This window comes from Salinimicrobium aquimaris (assembly GCF_035607535.1).
Classification (GTDB): Bacteria; Bacteroidota; Bacteroidia; order Flavobacteriales; family Flavobacteriaceae; genus Salinimicrobium.
In genome coordinates this window covers 46,783-62,233 of record NZ_JAYDZX010000017.1, presented here as the reverse complement: position 1 = coordinate 62,233, position 15,451 = coordinate 46,783, and the positions used below count along the sequence as shown (strand labels likewise).

13 protein-coding genes are annotated in these 15,451 nt (G+C 43.6%); 5 read left to right on the top strand and 8 right to left on the bottom strand.

The window, feature by feature from the left end; translation table 11 throughout:
* Nucleotides 1-58: 58 nt before the first annotated feature.
* Together VR862_RS14040 and VR862_RS14035 are read right to left on the bottom strand one after the other, a co-directional pair.
* Nucleotides 59-1,519 carry a serine hydrolase domain-containing protein gene (locus VR862_RS14040; protein ID WP_324721636.1) on the bottom strand — a complete coding sequence of 487 codons (1,461 nt, stop codon included), beginning with the start codon at nt 1,517-1,519 and terminating at the stop codon, nt 59-61.
* A 133-nt stretch (nt 1,520-1,652) separates the two neighbouring features.
* Complete coding sequence (locus VR862_RS14035) at nt 1,653-2,189, bottom strand: helix-turn-helix domain-containing protein (protein WP_324721635.1); 537 nt, start codon at nt 2,187-2,189, stop codon at nt 1,653-1,655.
* 186 nt (nt 2,190-2,375) lie between these two features.
* On the opposite strand from VR862_RS14035, the gene VR862_RS14030 reads away from it, so the two are divergent.
* Complete coding sequence (locus VR862_RS14030; RefSeq protein ID WP_324721634.1) at nt 2,376-2,996, top strand: alpha-ketoglutarate-dependent dioxygenase AlkB; 621 nt, start codon at nt 2,376-2,378, stop codon at nt 2,994-2,996.
* Between the two features lie 31 nt (nt 2,997-3,027).
* On the opposite strand, the gene VR862_RS14025 is transcribed toward VR862_RS14030, so the two are convergent.
* The 5 genes from VR862_RS14025 to VR862_RS14005 form a co-directional block, all read right to left on the bottom strand.
* Entirely contained in the window at nt 3,028-4,020 is a 993-nt protein-coding gene (locus VR862_RS14025) for an amidohydrolase family protein (protein ID WP_324721633.1), read from the bottom strand.
* 160 nt (nt 4,021-4,180) lie between these two features.
* A complete protein-coding gene (locus tag VR862_RS14020) occupies nt 4,181-4,552 on the bottom strand; it encodes a VOC family protein (RefSeq protein WP_324721632.1) in 372 nt (123 codons plus the stop codon).
* Nucleotides 4,553-4,665: 113 nt separating this feature from the next.
* Nucleotides 4,666-5,283, bottom strand: coding sequence for a DUF4386 domain-containing protein (locus tag VR862_RS14015; protein WP_324721630.1), 618 nt, complete (start codon nt 5,281-5,283; stop codon nt 4,666-4,668).
* Between the two features lie 198 nt (nt 5,284-5,481).
* Complete coding sequence (locus tag VR862_RS14010) at nt 5,482-6,276, bottom strand: CPBP family intramembrane glutamic endopeptidase (RefSeq protein WP_324721629.1); 795 nt, start codon at nt 6,274-6,276, stop codon at nt 5,482-5,484.
* A 117-nt stretch (nt 6,277-6,393) separates the two neighbouring features.
* Nucleotides 6,394-6,993 (bottom strand): hypothetical protein, encoded by a 600-nt coding sequence (locus VR862_RS14005; protein ID WP_324721628.1) that lies wholly within the window; start codon nt 6,991-6,993, stop codon nt 6,394-6,396.
* A gap of 242 nt (nt 6,994-7,235) precedes the next feature.
* On the opposite strand from VR862_RS14005, the gene VR862_RS14000 reads away from it, so the two are divergent.
* The 4 genes from VR862_RS14000 to VR862_RS13985 all read left to right on the top strand — a co-directional run bounded on the left by VR862_RS14000 (nt 7,236) and on the right by VR862_RS13985 (nt 13,983).
* Nucleotides 7,236-10,514, top strand: a complete 3,279-nt coding sequence (locus tag VR862_RS14000) for an amidohydrolase family protein (RefSeq protein ID WP_324721626.1) — start codon at nt 7,236-7,238, stop codon at nt 10,512-10,514.
* 507 nt (nt 10,515-11,021) lie between these two features.
* Entirely contained in the window at nt 11,022-11,390 is a 369-nt protein-coding gene (locus tag VR862_RS13995; RefSeq protein WP_324721625.1) for a DUF6122 family protein, read from the top strand.
* Nucleotides 11,391-11,611: 221 nt separating this feature from the next.
* Complete coding sequence (locus tag VR862_RS13990) at nt 11,612-12,229, top strand: deoxynucleoside kinase (protein ID WP_324721624.1); 618 nt, start codon at nt 11,612-11,614, stop codon at nt 12,227-12,229.
* A 1,112-nt stretch (nt 12,230-13,341) separates the two neighbouring features.
* Nucleotides 13,342-13,983 carry a sterol desaturase family protein gene (locus VR862_RS13985; RefSeq protein ID WP_324721623.1) on the top strand — a complete coding sequence of 214 codons (642 nt, stop codon included), beginning with the start codon at nt 13,342-13,344 and terminating at the stop codon, nt 13,981-13,983.
* 424 nt (nt 13,984-14,407) lie between these two features.
* On the opposite strand, the gene VR862_RS13980 is transcribed toward VR862_RS13985, so the two are convergent.
* Nucleotides 14,408-15,439: an App1 family protein phosphatidate phosphatase gene (locus VR862_RS13980; protein ID WP_324721622.1), complete on the bottom strand. Its 1,032-nt coding sequence runs from the start codon at nt 15,437-15,439 to the stop codon at nt 14,408-14,410.
* Nucleotides 15,440-15,451 lie beyond the last annotated feature (12 nt).

Below are 15,451 nucleotides of genomic sequence, written 5' to 3'. Positions count from 1 at the left end.
TCTTTTTGTTACCGGATTTTAAAGGTAGTCAAAAATGGTATTTTAGAAAGCTATCTTTTTACCTCCTGTTCCACAATTCCTTGCCAAGATAAAGACGGTTATTAAATAACTCCTCCTGGATCTCCTCCACATTTTCTCCATTTAAGAAGATTAGGTAGCCGTTTTTGGACTTCGGAAACATTACCGCCAAAGTTCTTACTCCGGGATCACCGCCCGTGTGCAGCAGAGCATACTCCCCGCCTGAAAATCCGGTTAGGATCTCCCAACCCAAACCGAAATAATCGTTTTCCCGGAGTTTCACCTGCCGACTTTGCATCTCCTGAAAAAGATCATTGGATAATTCTGCACCATTAAGGACATAGCTTAGGAATCTTCCGTAATCTTCAACGGTAGTGAGCAGGTTTGCAGCTGCACTGGCCCGGTAATATTTTGCAGTAGCGATCTTCTTCCCTTCCTTGTCAAAATTCTGTGCATACCTGCTCTCGTCCATTTCCTCATCCCACCAGAACCGGGTATCGGTCATTCCCGCAGGTGTAAATACATGTTCCCCGGCTAGTTGTTCAATGCCGGTTCCAAACTTATTTTCCATAGCTCTTTTTAGGTATTCAAAGCCTTCGCCGGAATACTGGTATTGGCTTCCCGGCTCAAACTCAAAGGCCAGCTTCCCGGTTTCATCCAAATATCTCCAGTTGGGAAAACCGGTTTGGTGAGTGAGCACCAATCTCGGTGTTAAAAGCTTGTGCCGCTCATCATTTCGCAGATCGGGATCTGTCCAGTATTGATGCAGGGGCTCATCCAGATCCATCAATCCTTCGTCGATCAATTTAAGGGCAGTAACGGCCACTACAGGTTTGGTGAGGGATGCTACTTTAAAGATCGTGTTATAAGGTGCCGGATTGGTCTTATCCAAAGTTCCGTAAACCTCCACTTTAGTCAGCTCCCCATTTTTAATGATCCCCAGGCCTAAAGCGGGAACGCCATTTTCTTTTAAAAGCTTTTCAATATTCGCTCTTGCACTTATAGAAGCGGGTTCCCCATGGTCGTAGCTTAGCACCTCCGCAAGTTTCCAGGCCCCGTCTTCGAGCCTCCATACGTGCGTAAATTTTGCTGAACCGGTTTGAATTTCTGCTCCACCTTTTTCCCGCAGGTAAAAATGATGCACTCCTTCCTGAATGGCAGCATAGATCTTTCCGTTGTTGTACATTGGGAAGACCTTTAAGCTGTTTTCCTCTACCATTCTTATCGGTTTCGGTCCTGAACCTGAACAGATATTCTTTCTTGTGTTTTTCAGAAACATTTCCCTGTCCTGGTATCCTCCCTGATCGTGATAGAATTCCAGGTCTTCTGTAATATGCTTCTGCAGATATTCAAGATCACACTGATTAAAGGACCGCTCAAAGAACAGACTGTCATGTTTTTTTAGTGTGCGGAATAATTCTGGATTTTCATCCACCTGGGCATAGATGTTAACCATTCCCGCAGCAATAAAAAACAGGCTAAAAACAATTTGAATTTTCATAAAAATAGAATTTGGGGCAAAGATGGGAAATGCCTCCTGTTTTGCCCCGTAAATCCTCCCGCCAATAACCCGCCAATCCGCCGCCAGTAGGGCCTGCGGACGCATTCATCATCTTGAATTTTATTCCTGAAATTCAAATAATGCTGAAGCCCAACTTAATGCGCAGACGTTTATTCCGGTCAATTTCTGCGGCATTCACGAGGATAATAACCACATTGGAAAGAATCAAAATGATCATCATCACCAGCGTGAGGTCATTACTCCAGCCAAAAGATTTTCTAATGAAAATAAACAGCATAAAAATGATGAAGGCGCAGATGCTCCAGAAGATCTGCAGGGAAACGATCTGTTTTGTCAAAGAATTAAATTCCTTCTTTAAAAACATAAGGATCAATGGCAATAGAATATTCGCCGGCGGAAAGATCGTGACCGGCAAAGAGGAAAAGTTAATGATCTTGACCCAGATAAGATTTATTGCTGATTGATCCTTTTTCTCTACCAGTTCCTCCTCCTTGATCTGCAGTGCCGTGGCCAGCATTTTCAGGGAATGACCTTTGGGATCTGTACCAGATTCTATCCGCTGGATCGTTCTCACAGAAACCCCCGATTTTTCACAAAGTTCCTGTTGGGTAAGGTGTTGCTGTTCTCTAATTGTTTTAAGCCTGGACATTCCGGTATAAAGATTTCGCTGGTCAAGATAAATATTTCAAATAGAAGATGGGAACAACAAACAATGCTGTAAACAAACCAGGTTTTTCAGTATAGTTTTTAAGGTTCGGGTAATTGTTGTTTAATTTTTCAAGTATTCTCTTTAAATTATTGATTAACTTCTGTTTACCACCTAAACGATCAAGAAATGGAGACATCTGTACCAGGCCTTACTTTATACCTCAATTTCATCAGTGAAAAACTGGAAGAGGAATTGATGATTGAAATAGATAGCCGCCCCTGGTTGGTCGATTATAAAAGGAGGCTGCAATACTACGGTTTCAGAAATGAGCTGGAGAAGCCTTATGATCTGGTAGGATTTCCAGTACAAATCCCGCCTAAGATCTACAGGCTTTCCGAAGAAATTGTAAAACAGGGAATCCTGGAGGAGCAACCCGACCAGGTGATCATTAATGAGTATGATCCCGGCGAGGGAATAAGACCGCATAAGGATAGAAATTACTTTAAAAACCAGATCTGCGGCGTAAACCTGGGCAGCGGTTGCGTAATGCAGTTCATTAAGAGCGGAGAGAAAATTGAGGTCGAAATGCCTCGCAGGTCAATATATGTAATGCAAGATGAGGCAAGAACAAAATACAAACACGCCATCCCTCCGCGTAAAAAAGATAAATTTGGCGGAGATGTAAAGCACCGCGAGCGCAGACTTTCCATCACCTACCGCAAAGTAAAACCTGAAAAAGTAAAGCTTATCAATCCTGAAGGTAAAGCTGCAGAAATGCTGCGGAAATACTATGAAATTGACATTTAAGAGTACTCACCTCGATGCCTGAACCTGATAATTAATGATTCTTACTCTTTAATTTTTTATCTGAGTTTTCCTCGTCCTCTGGAGCATTATGAAGTTGTAGAAAACGCGCCGCATTGTTATAGAAGATATCCTGCTTTTCGGCCAGACTTAGGAAGGGAGCTTCCTGTACTGCCTCGACTGCAGCACCAATCTTTTCTGGCCACACCATTTGGTCTGAACCAAACATGATTCTTTTACCCAATCCTGCCCTCATAAAAGCCTCCAGATGATCATAGAAAGCGGGGCGTGGGATCACCCAGGTTATCGTAGAAACATCGGCATAAAGCTGGGGATATTGGTACATCATGGCGATCATCTCTTCTGCATAAGGATAGCCGGCATTTTCCACAAAAATTCTTAGATCGGGATATTTCTTCAGCACATCTTCCAGTAAAAGGGGATTACCGGCAGCCGACCTGAAGTGTTCGGTGTAGGGGCCAATTCCGGCACAGTGAATCAATACCGGAATATTGTGTTTATTAGCAAGCTTCAAAAAAGGATCCAATACCCGATCGTTTGGCGCATACCCTTTCAGTTGAACTCCAATTTCTCCCATTCCTTCGAAAAACTTTTGATCGTATCTCTCCCTCAGTTCCATCAAAAGGGAATCGGCCGGTCTTAAAATAAAAGGAGAGGCGATAAAACGTTGAGGTGCAGCAGTCTTCCATTGCCCCACAGCCTGCCAGTCCACGCCACTCAGGGATGCTTGAGTAATGTTGTGATGGTCCATAGCTTCAAGGGACCTTTCCATAAGCTCCTTTGAATCAACAATTGCTTTTCCGTCTCCTTCACAAGGTGCTGGCCGACATAATGAAGGAGCACCGGCAGGCACCTCGTGCGGTAAACCCGTGTGCATATGCATATCTATTATAGGGCCGGTATATCTGGTGGTATCAACCTGAGGTGAAGACTTCTGGGCAAAGATTAATTCCCCACCTAGAAGAATACAGAAAAGGCTTACCAGGGAAAAAACACTGCTTTTCATAACCTAAGATTTACGTATATAGTAAATCATAAAATTACTGAAAATCAATTATTTATAAAAACACCGCTTCTGTTACATCACAAACAAGATTTGCAAAGAAGGTTCAAAAACCCCTTTTTGGAACTTTAATTCAAATGTTGACGATGAGATGGCTAAGATCCTAGCGATGCTGATCAATCAGGATCATATTGCCATCTGGATCGGAAAGCATGAGACTGGCGGGACCCGAAGAATTCTCATCTGCTTCAGAAACAAGAGATATATTCTCCTTCTTTAAGTGCTTCTGAATTTCCCGTACATCATTAAATTCTTCGAGGTTCTGTGCATTTTCATCCCATCCCGGATTGAAAGTGAGAATATTTCCCTGGAACATTCCCTGAAATAGTCCAATCAGTGCATTTCCATTTTTCATGATAAGATAGTTCTTATCTGCGCTTCCGGCAAAGATCTCAAAACCTAGCGACTCGTAAAATTTGCTGGAAACCTGCAGGTCCTGCACGTTTAAGCTGACAGAAAATGCTCCTAATTTCATAAATGATGGGTTTTTATTTATTGATAGTTTAAAGGTAGTCAAAAAAGGTATTTTTGATGCCCATTATATTTGCCGGTTCCCACAACCTGGAACTTCTTTTTTATGCGCCAACGCTAAGGAGCTTCCTTACCCCCTTTTATAAGAAGCCAGATTGCAAAGGACATCTCCCCTAAAATACTTGGCACCGCAACGAGCATCAGGAAAACCGAAGCATAGTTTTCATAATCGGGCAGCATAAAATGAGCGGTTGTATCTATCATATACATAATTCCCGCCAAGAGCAATAGTATTCTGATGATCTGTGGCTTATCCAGAATTTTTGCCAGCAGAATGAGGTGCACCCCAAAAAAGAAAAGTCCAAGGAGCCATATTATATTGAAGATTTCCACCTGTCGCAGGATCTCCTGGTTGGAGGTGAAATCCAAAGATAGGGGTAGCATAGCTATAGCTACTCCCATGATGGTGGCATGAATGAGCCTAAAGATCGTACTAAGACCCGACAGCTTATGTGCTCTGTAAAGTTCAAAAAGGGCCCAGGCTACTACTGCATCAAAGAAGACGGTGAGCATAAACGCAAAAATTCCCAGCCCCACCAGGAACCTCTCCTGCTGTACCGTCTCCAGTGGATTCTCAAGTATAGCTTCGAGAACCATAAAATTCGCAAAGATCGCAGCAAAAAAGATAACGAGATAACTAAAGCCGGCAAGTTTGGCAAGCGTTCCAGGTTTCATTGGTATGTATTTTACAGGTTGGTAAATTCAGGATTGTCCTTCACCTCCCCTCACACATCCTGATGACTCAGGAAATTTCAGAATAAAATATCCTGAATTCCTGCGCATTAATTGGTAAAATTATAAATTATTTGTTAAAATCGAAGCTTTTCGCTAACCTGATTGAAATTGGGAGAAGAAAAGAATAAAAGATCCTCTTCAAGGCTGCTTCCTACCGATTCGAAAAATCCTCTGTAATGCGAAATAAGTAAGACCGCCGCCAAAAAGAAACAGCATCCAATAAATGCTGTTGAATTGCAGCTCAAAAATCCAGTTGTAGAAATCCCCTCCCCAAAACTGCAGGGTGAACCAAAGGAAATTTACCAGAACATGAAGAATAATGGTATAAAGAATATTTTTAGTCTTCTTATACAGCAGACAAGCGATAACACCAAAAATAAAAGTAGGTAACAAATTACGGAAACTCGGAAGGTGGAAGAGCGAAAAGCAAAGACTGGAAACCAGGATCGAGGTTGTAGTTGAATACCGGCTAAGCAGTTTTCCAAAAAGGAATTTTCGAAAAAACAATTCTTCGAATAAAGGTGCTAAACATATTGCAAAAACCCCGGTGTAAATAATAAATATGTCTGCTTCAGGCAGGTAGTATGGTTCTGCATTTCCTAAAGATAGGAAATTCCAGATCCTCTTAAAATCATATAATGGGCGGTCAAGGAATTCCAGACCTATGGCAATCAACAGAATGTAAAGTAAGGTTTCAGGTCTGAGAGAATTCAGCTTAAATGGCACCATTTTCAAATCGGGTCGAAATTTCGAAAAATAAAAGATTAACCCGTAGCCAAGAAAAGGGGTGATCCAGCTAATGATCCCAAAGCCATGTTGATAGCCATTCTCCGGAAGATCGAACAGTTCAAGCAGATATAGTTCTGCTATACCAATTACCAGCATGATTACTACCAGTGCAAAAAATAAGGATAAAGCTCTCGAAATATTCATGCCCTGGTTTTGTTTAAAAGTGGCAAAAGGGAATTTTTCAGAAGGTTTTTCAAAGGAAGTTAGTGATTTGAAGCAGTTCCAACTGTTTTAGCTCCCTTACTCCCAATTTTGTTTTTTCTAGTAGTATCCAACCGGAAATCTGATCCCCAGAGCTATAGCGCCGGAAAACTGTTTAATACCGGGATGAATATAAGAGGTTACTGCTACATTTACATTGTGTCTTGACCCGAACTCCACGCCCAGAGAAAAAGGTATATGCATATAAACTCCGTTTTCATCTATCTCTGTAGTGGCTGTAAGAGTCTGAAAAGTACCAATAGAGCCCCCTAGACCTATTTCGGCATAAGGTGCAACCCAGTCGAAAGGAATCCTGAACCGTCCTTTCCCCCCGAAGAGTACGGCGTTTGCAGTTGCTTTTTCACCCGCCTCAAAGAGTCCTGATAAATTATCGTTCATGTCGGTTTTCACATAACCGGCGTAAGGCCGTAGGTCGATCCATTCATTGACCCCCAGCACGTATTCTCCCTGTACAAAGAATCCCGTACCATAAAATCCCGCGTTCTCAAAAGGCACGGTAAGGCCGTAGCCAAGTGAAAATTCTACAGCCTCTGCGGAATGGAACTGGGCCTGCCCCCGGGAAAAACTTAAAAGAAGAAATAAAATTAAAAGCGTTCTTTTCACGATGTTGAATCTATCCTGGTTCAGCAACTCGACCACTTTTGTAGGGCAGAAGGGGTAGTGGAGTTATTGGTCGAAAATATAAAAATTTCCCAGATCAACCGGAAGGAGTTACAGGCTTTGGATGAAAAGGTTCTTTTCCACGCCAAAAGTTGTGTTCAAATATTTTTATTGCATTTTTTTAAAGACCCTGAAGAATCAGCTTGGTTCAGCTGCAATTAAAAATGCTTCAGGATTTCCTTATATTTAGCCCTCTGAAATTCAAATATCAAGTGAAATTTATGACCTATAGAAACCTGCTGGCCTTAGTTGTACTAATGACCACTTCTGCCCTGTTTGCACAGGAGAAAGAAGAAAAAGACAAAAAATGGGATGTCAACGATCCCTACACAGACGATTGGAACATCAAAGAAGTAGCTCTCAATACGGATGAAGGCACCTGGATGAACCTGGACGTGAGCCCCGATGGAAAACAGATCGTTTTTGACCTTTTAGGAGACATATATCTCATGCCGGTTTCCGGCGGAAAAGCTACCGCATTAACCAGCGGCATGGCCTATGACGTGCAACCGCGGTTTAGCCCCGACGGAAAAAAGATCTCCTTCACCAGTGATGCCGGTGGCGGAGATAACATCTGGATCATGGATACCGATGGCAGCGATGCAGAACAACTTACTAAAGAAAATTTCCGCCTGCTTAATAACGCGGTGTGGATGCCAGATGGTAACGCAATTGTTGCCCGTAAGCACTTTACTTCGGGCCGTTCTCTTGGAGCCGGAGAAATGTGGATGTACCACATAGGTGCAGGCGCTGCAGGAATCCAGCTGGTAGAAAAGAAGAACGAGCAGCAGGATATCAATGAGCCCAGTATTTCGCCCGATGGCCGATATCTGTACTACAGCCAGGACGTGTATCCCGGTGGGGCATTTCAGTATAACAAGGATCCAAATAACCAGATCTACGTGATCAACCGCTACGATTTTGAAACAGGTGAGATCGACCGGGTTACAGGAGGGCCGGGCGGTGCAGCAAGACCACAGGTTTCTCCCGATGGAAAGAAGCTGGCCTTTGTAAAGCGGGTGCGCACAAATTCTGTGCTTTATATTCACGACCTGCAAACAGGCGAGGAATGGCCGGTAAACGATGAGCTAAGCAAAGACCAACAGGAAGCCTGGGCCATTTTTGGAGTCTATCCGGGCTTCGGCTGGATGCCGAACAGCCAGGAAATAGTTTTCTGGAGCCAGGGAAAGATCAAGAGAGCGAATATTGAGACCACCAATGTTTCTGAAATTCCATTCGAGGTGAACAACACCATCAAGATCGCCGAAACGCACCATGTGAAGCACAAGGTTTTTTCAGAAGAATTCAATCCTAAGGTGATTCGCCACGCAGTGACTTCACCCGATGGAAAAACACTGGTCTTCAATGCCGTAGGTTACCTCTGGAAGAAAAGTCTTCCTAACGGAACTCCGGAAAGGATCACTAAAGCTGAAGAATTTGAGTTTGAGCCCAGCTTTTCACCCGATGGAAAAACCATTGTTTACGTAACCTGGAGCGACGATAATATGGGTGCTGTGAGAACAGTTGGTCTTAACGGAAGAAATGCAAAAAAACTGACTGCCGAAAAAGGCATTTTCAGGAACCCTTCTTTTTCGAGTGACGGCCGAATGATCGTCTTCAACAAGGAAGGCGGAAACTCAGACCTGGGAAGAACTTTCACCAAGAATCCAGGGATCTATTTGATGGATGCTTCCGGAGGGAATGTAAGGAAGATTAGCGATAACGGAGAATTCGCAATGTTCAACGCCACAGATGACCGTATCCTTTTCCAGACGGGAGGATATTTATTCGGAAGCCTTACCAAAAGCCTGAAGAGCGTCGACCTCAACGGAAAGGATGAGCGCACACATATGGAATCCAAGTACGGCGGCCGCCTGGTGCCAAGCCCCGACAACAATTGGGTGGCATTTAGCAATCTTCACAAGGCTTACGTGGCTCCGCTGGTTATGACCGGCAAGGCCGTGGAGATTGGCCCCGACAGTAAAACCGTTCCGGTAAGTCAGCTGGCAAAGGATGCAGGGATCAACATCCACTGGTCTAACGACAGCAAGAATGTACACTGGACCTTAGGGGACGAATATTTCACCAATAAAATTACCGACAGATTTACCTTTTTAGAGAACTCAGTAGATTCCATTCCTCCAATTACCGAGCAGGGAACGAAGATCGGGTTGAAAGTGAAGACAGATGTACCTTCGGGACAGATAGCATTCACCAACGCCCGTATCATCACCATGAATGGCGAAAAAGTAATCGAGAACGGAAGTATTGTTGTTGAAGGCAACAAGATCGTGCAGATAGGAAACGCTTCCGAAGTAAATGTTCCGAAAAATGCGAAAGTTTATGACGTTCAGGGTAAGACCATTATGCCCGGAATGGTAGATGCGCATGCGCACATTGGGGCCTTTAGATATGGATTGACACCGCAGCAGCATTGGCCTGCATTCGCTAACCTGGCTTATGGGGTGACCACCGCACATGATCCTTCTGCTTTAAGTGAAACCGTCTTCGGAATGGCCGAATTGATCGAGAGCGGCGAAATGGTGGGACCACGTCTCTACTCTACCGGAATTATCCTTTATGGAGCCGAAGGAGATTTTAAAGCCGAGATCAATAGCCTGGAAGATGCAAGATCTGCATTGAGAAGAACAAAGGCCTTTGGCGCGACTTCAGTAAAAAGTTATAATCAGCCACGCCGCGAGCAACGGCAGCAGGTGATGCAGGCTGCCAAGGAACTCGACATGAACGTAGTTCCTGAAGGCGGAAGTACTTTCTTCCACAACATGAACATGATCGTGGACGGGCACACCGGGATCGAGCACAATATTCCAGTCGCACCGGTTTACAAGGATATCAAGACCCTTTGGGGCAATAGTAATACAGGTTACACGCCCACGCTCATCGTGAACTACGGCGGAATCAACGGGGAATATTATTTCTATGACAAGCACAATGTTTGGGAGAATGAAAAGCTGCTGGAATTTACTCCGCGTTCTGTTGTTGATTCCCGATCAAGACACCGTACCAAACTTCCTGATGAAGAATATGAACATGGTCCTATCCTGGTTTCCAAAACTGCAAAAGAACTTAGTGATGTGGGTGTAAAAGTGAACATGGGTGCCCACGGACAACTGCAAGGACTGGGAGCGCACTGGGAGCTATGGCTTATCCAGATGGGAGGCATGAGCAATATGGAAGCCCTTAAAACCGCCACCATCAATGCTGCGGAATATATTGGATTGGGTGACGAGATCGGATCTCTTGAAGAAGGAAAACTAGCCGATCTTATTGTTCTTGAGGAGAATCCGCTGGAGGATATTCAGAACACCAACACGATCATCTACACCATGGTAAACGGACGACTTTACGATGCCGGCACCATGAACGAGATTGGGAATGAGCCGAAAGAAAGAAAAGAATTCTACTGGGAAAACAATAAATATAATCCCTCTTTTGGATGGCATGAGGAAGGACATGCACATGGATGTATGGCGCATTAGTCGAAAGTCGTTAGACGGTAGACGGTAGACGGTAGACGGTAGAAATTAAGAGCCGGGATCCTTATGATTCCGGCTTTTTCTTTGGGCTAAAGCCCATTTTCAGATTACATTGCTATCCTCCACCTGAAGGTGGGGCAATTGATTTTCTATTTTATAATTTTCATTGGCAGAGTATAGTCCTTGTTAGAGATTAGAAATTACCTCCAAACTAAACCCAGATCTTATCCAAATATTATTGCTTATATAGCATCACTTCCAGGATCCGCATCTCAATTCTTAGCTCTGAAAGCGGCAGGCAATTTCCTATTTCTCCTTTAGACAAGCAGAGAGAAATGTTTAAAGATGAATTGCCTCCGGCTTTAGCCGGAGGAACTAAAAATGATTCTCAAAAAAGGGCTTTAGCCCAATTTTTTTCCATTGGCGGTTTTGCCTGGAATTAAATGTAATTTTACAGTCAGACTTTCGCCCAATAGGTCAGAAGCTTAAATTTTAAATCTTGAATCCGGAATGCTTCAAACAGTAGTTCATTACTTCCTGCACTTCATTTTCATTGGCGCCATTGCCTACTGGTATGACAAAAACAACTGGAAGAAATTCTGGCTGATCTTGCTGGCGACGATGCTCGTGGACCTGGACCATTTACTTGCAACTCCCATTTTTCATCCCGGGCGCTGTAGCATAGGTTTTCATTTGCTGCACTCCGAATTTGTTATTCCGCTTTACTTCCTGGGCGCAGTTTTCATTAAGCATAAAATCATCCGCCTCATAATGATCGGGCTTGCCTTCCATATGATCACCGATTTTATTGACTGCCTGTGGATGTATTCCAGGTGCAAAGAATGTACGGCTTCAGAGGTATTTACAGGACTTTTCTAGAACCAGAGATCAGGAGATAGAAATCAGCATGTAATTTCTAATTGCTGGAAGTCTTGTTCTAAAACTTTCAGGGAATTGTGGTTACAGAAGAAATAATTAGCCATTCCCCAAACCCTATAAACCAAATACATTTTAACTTTTAATACAAAACGGAATTCTCTTATATTTACCAGCGGGGAAATTTCCCCATTCCAAATTAACAGCCAAAATATTCACGGAACATGCACGTAGCCATTGCGGGAAACATAGGGGCGGGAAAAACCACCCTTACCAAATTACTAGCAAAACATTTTAATTGGGAAGCACAATATGAAGATGTACTCGAGAATCCATATCTCGAGGACTTTTACAACAAAATGGAACGCTGGTCATTTAATCTGCAGATCTACTTTTTGAACAGCCGTTTCCGTCAGATTCTGGACATCCGCGAAAGCGGAAGAGCCATTATTCAGGATCGTACGATCTATGAGGACGCTCACATCTTTGCACCCAACCTTCATGCAATGGGCTTGATGACCAACCGCGATTACGAAAACTACAAATCCCTTTTTGACCTGATGGAAAGCGTCGTAAAGGGCCCCGATCTTTTGATCTACCTGCGCAGTAGCATTCCAAACCTGGTATCCCAGATCCATAAACGCGGAAGGGATTACGAAAATTCTATTTCCATCGACTACCTGAGCCGGCTTAACGAGCGTTATGAAGCCTGGGTGCACAACTACAACAAAGGGAACCTGCTCATCATCGATGTGGACAACATCAATTTTGTTGACAATCCGGAGGATCTTGGTAACATCATTACCAGGGTGGATGGCGAGCTACATGGACTCTTCAAGTAGATAGTCTTTAGTCGATAGACGGTAGTTTAGTTGAGAGTAGAGAGTTCGGAGTTGGGAGATTGAAGAAATCAAGTTTTCTTTTTTTCTTTACGTCTTTGCGAAGGAGTCCCGAGGCTTCGGGACGACTGAAGCAATCTCCCTCTAAAGAACCACCATTCATTCTTCTTTACTAAATGGAACGATTCTGCTAACCAAAAGGAGATCACTTCGCTCCCCAATGTCGCTCGTGAAGACGGAAAGAAGAATTCAATTAATCCGGCTCACATCCTTTACTTTTTTCCGTCTTTGCGAAGGAGACCCGGGGCTTCGGGACGACTGAAGCAATCTCCCTCTAAAGAACCACTATTCATTCTTCTTTACTAAATGGAACGATTCTGCTAACCAGAAGGAGATCAATTCGCTCCCTCAGTTTTCTCGTGAAGACGGAAAGAAGAGTTCGATTAGTCCGGCTCACATCCTTTACTTTTTTCCGTCTTTGCGAGGAGTCCCGAGGCTTGGGGACGACTGAAGCAATCTCCCTCTAAAGAACCACTATTCATTCTTCTTTATTGAATGGAACGATTCTGCTAACCAGAAGGAGATCAATTCGCTCCCTCAGTTTTCTCGTGAAGACGGAAAGAAGAATTCAATTAATCCGGCTCACATCCTTTACTTTTTTCCGTCTTTGCGAAGGAGTCACGAGGCTTCGGGACGACTGAAGCAATCTCCTCCTAGAGGACCACTATTCATTCTTCTTTACTAAATGGAACGATTCTGCTATACCAGAAGGAGATCAATTCGCTCCCTCAGTTTTCTCGTGAAGACGGAAAGAAGAATTCAATTAATCCGGCTCACATCCTTTACTTTTTTCCGTCTTTGCGAAGGAGTCCCGAGGCTTGGGGTCGACTGAAGTAATCTCCCTCTAAAGAACCACTATTCATTCTTCTTTACCAAAGTAGAACGATTCTGCTATACCAGAAGGAGATTGCTTCGCTCCCCAATATTGCTCGTGAAGACGGAAAGAAGTGGTCCATTTGGGTTGTAATTCGCGTTCACATTCTCTTGATAATTAGAATCTCGTGTCATAAATTAGTAGTAACCAATTAGTTGGACTCACTCATTAACCCTTTGCTATGGAATCAAAAAAAATTGGGAGGCCAAAACATAAAGGCTCTCCTCCACTCTTCAAAAATCCCATTTTAGAGCGACTCACCCACACCCATATTTCCCTTCCATTAATTATATTTTTTTCAATTGCAGCGATCCTGATTTACTATGGGATTTTTGAAAAAGGATTCCAGGTGCCCGAGATGATCCTCCTGTTTCTCGGCGGACTCTTCTTTTTCACTCTCGTAGAATACCTGATGCATCGCTACCTGTACCACATTCCTGCCACGACAGAGCGGCGAAAAAAGATATCCTACACTATGCACGGCGTGCATCACGATTATCCAAAGGATAAATCCCGACTGGCCATGCCGCCGGTGCTGAGTTTGATCATTGCAACAGTTTTGTTCATTCTTTACCGCGCAGTACTTGGAGACCTGGTTTTCGGATTCCTCTCAGGATTCCTGGTTGGTTATGCAGGATATCTCGCTATTCATTATTCGGTACATGCTTTTAAGGTGCCTAAGAATTTCCTGAAGGTCCTGTGGCATCACCACGCCATCCATCATTATCGCGAAGACGACCGCGCCTTTGGGGTTTCTTCTCCATTCTGGGATTATGTCTTTGGAACCATGCCCCGAAAGGCGCCGGTGGAAAGGAAAAATTAGGGTGGTTTTTAGTTGAGAGGTCGGAGTTCGGAGATTCTTTCTTTTCCGTCCTTGCGATGGAGCTTTTTAGCGACTAAAATCTGCCGGCAGGCAGCTAATATCTATATCGGGAAGCTCACCTTTTGCTTTTTACTCTATGCTCCCTCGCCAAAAAGAAATGAAGAAGAATTGAAATTTGTAATTTGGGATTTAAGATTTGAGAACTTTGATTTAGTACAGAACTGTTAATCCTTATTCCCTAAACCTTGATCCTTTTAAATAAAGATTCTGCCATACAACCGTAAAATTGCTTCGTCCGCTCCGCTCCCTGATAAAGACGGAATGAAGTAGGATTAAAATTTGGAAATTGGAATTTGGAATTTGGAATTTGTGAGATTTTAGATTTAGTCCAGAACAATTAATCCTTATTCCAAACCTTAATCCTTTAAATAAACCCATTCTCCCTGGCATGCTCCTGAGCTTGTTGAGAGGTTTCTACCAGAAGTACGGGTACAGTTTCAAAATTATCAACTATACTCCTCACTCTTTGCATTTGTCGGCGGTGTTTCACGCTGCGTAGATAGATAGCAATGATACGGTCAGGATATTGGGCGGCGATTTCGGTGTAAATGGCAGGATCATGCTCCCCACTATCGCCTATCAGGATGAAATTGAGGTGTGGATAGGTCTTGAGAATGTTTATGATCTCCTTCTGCTTGTGAGGCTTTTCAGGTTTGAGGGACTTGTCAAAGGGAGTCCTGAAATGCCGCAGCAGAATTGGCCCTTTTGGAAAGTCATTGACCTGCAGGAACAGCTTTAGGTATTGATAGAGATTCCACGGACTATTGCTTAGGTAAATGATCGGGTTTTGCTCATTTCCCTTTTTTCCGGCGTGCAGATCCCGGTAAAATTGCGGAGATCCTTCCAGAGAAATTCTTTTGTGAGCATTCTTAAAAAGGGAATTCTTGATGAGCCTCCATTTTAAAAAGGAGGTGACCCCGGTGTGTAAAATTGTGTCATCAATGTCAGAAATTACTCCGTAGCTCGCCTTGAGTGGCGGGATGAGTAACTCGGCTTCAAATTCATTCCCGTGAGATATGATGCTGTTGGGAACATCATTCACGAAGGAAACCTTAAGTTTGACCCAGCCTCCCTCATCTGCAAAATCTTTCAAATTGAGGGAAATGGTTTTGTCAAACAGAAAATAGCCATTCCTGTTGGTTTTCTCAGTCAAGACTGTACCGTTTGGCAGTTCAAGTGCGATCTCAGCATTGGCGATCTCATAGCTGTCGAATTGTTTGTAGGTATTGGAAAGAGTTCTGAAGAATGACTGATCTTCGTGCATCTTCAGTTTATCATCATCTATAGCCCTGCCCAGCAGGTAAAGATGGCTGGCGGTGCCATAACTGCGGTATGTAGCCAGTTTCACTTCAGGTTTTGCCGTAAGATGATTTTTTAGCCGGGAGAGTATCTTCATAAAAAGGGTTTC

What these genes read in the sequence shown, in the direction of transcription:
- VR862_RS14040 (WP_324721636.1), bottom strand. Translation starts at nt 1,519, where the DNA reads ATGAAAATTCAAATTGTTTTTAGCCTGTTTTTTATTGCTGCGGGAATG.
- VR862_RS13980 (WP_324721622.1), bottom strand. Translation starts at nt 15,439, where the DNA reads ATGAAGATACTCTCCCGGCTAAAAAATCATCTTACGGCAAAACCTGAA.
- VR862_RS14015 (WP_324721630.1), bottom strand. Translation starts at nt 5,283, where the DNA reads ATGAAACCTGGAACGCTTGCCAAACTTGCCGGCTTTAGTTATCTCGTT.
- VR862_RS14030 (WP_324721634.1), top strand. Translation starts at nt 2,376, where the DNA reads ATGGAGACATCTGTACCAGGCCTTACTTTATACCTCAATTTCATCAGT.
- VR862_RS14010 (WP_324721629.1), bottom strand. Translation starts at nt 6,276, where the DNA reads ATGAATATTTCGAGAGCTTTATCCTTATTTTTTGCACTGGTAGTAATC.
- VR862_RS13995 (WP_324721625.1), top strand. Translation starts at nt 11,022, where the DNA reads ATGCTTCAAACAGTAGTTCATTACTTCCTGCACTTCATTTTCATTGGC.
- VR862_RS13990 (WP_324721624.1), top strand. Translation starts at nt 11,612, where the DNA reads ATGCACGTAGCCATTGCGGGAAACATAGGGGCGGGAAAAACCACCCTT.
- VR862_RS14025 (WP_324721633.1), bottom strand. Translation starts at nt 4,020, where the DNA reads ATGAAAAGCAGTGTTTTTTCCCTGGTAAGCCTTTTCTGTATTCTTCTA.
- VR862_RS14000 (WP_324721626.1), top strand. Translation starts at nt 7,236, where the DNA reads ATGACCTATAGAAACCTGCTGGCCTTAGTTGTACTAATGACCACTTCT.
- VR862_RS13985 (WP_324721623.1), top strand. Translation starts at nt 13,342, where the DNA reads ATGGAATCAAAAAAAATTGGGAGGCCAAAACATAAAGGCTCTCCTCCA.
- VR862_RS14020 (WP_324721632.1), bottom strand. Translation starts at nt 4,552, where the DNA reads ATGAAATTAGGAGCATTTTCTGTCAGCTTAAACGTGCAGGACCTGCAG.
- VR862_RS14035 (WP_324721635.1), bottom strand. Translation starts at nt 2,189, where the DNA reads ATGTCCAGGCTTAAAACAATTAGAGAACAGCAACACCTTACCCAACAG.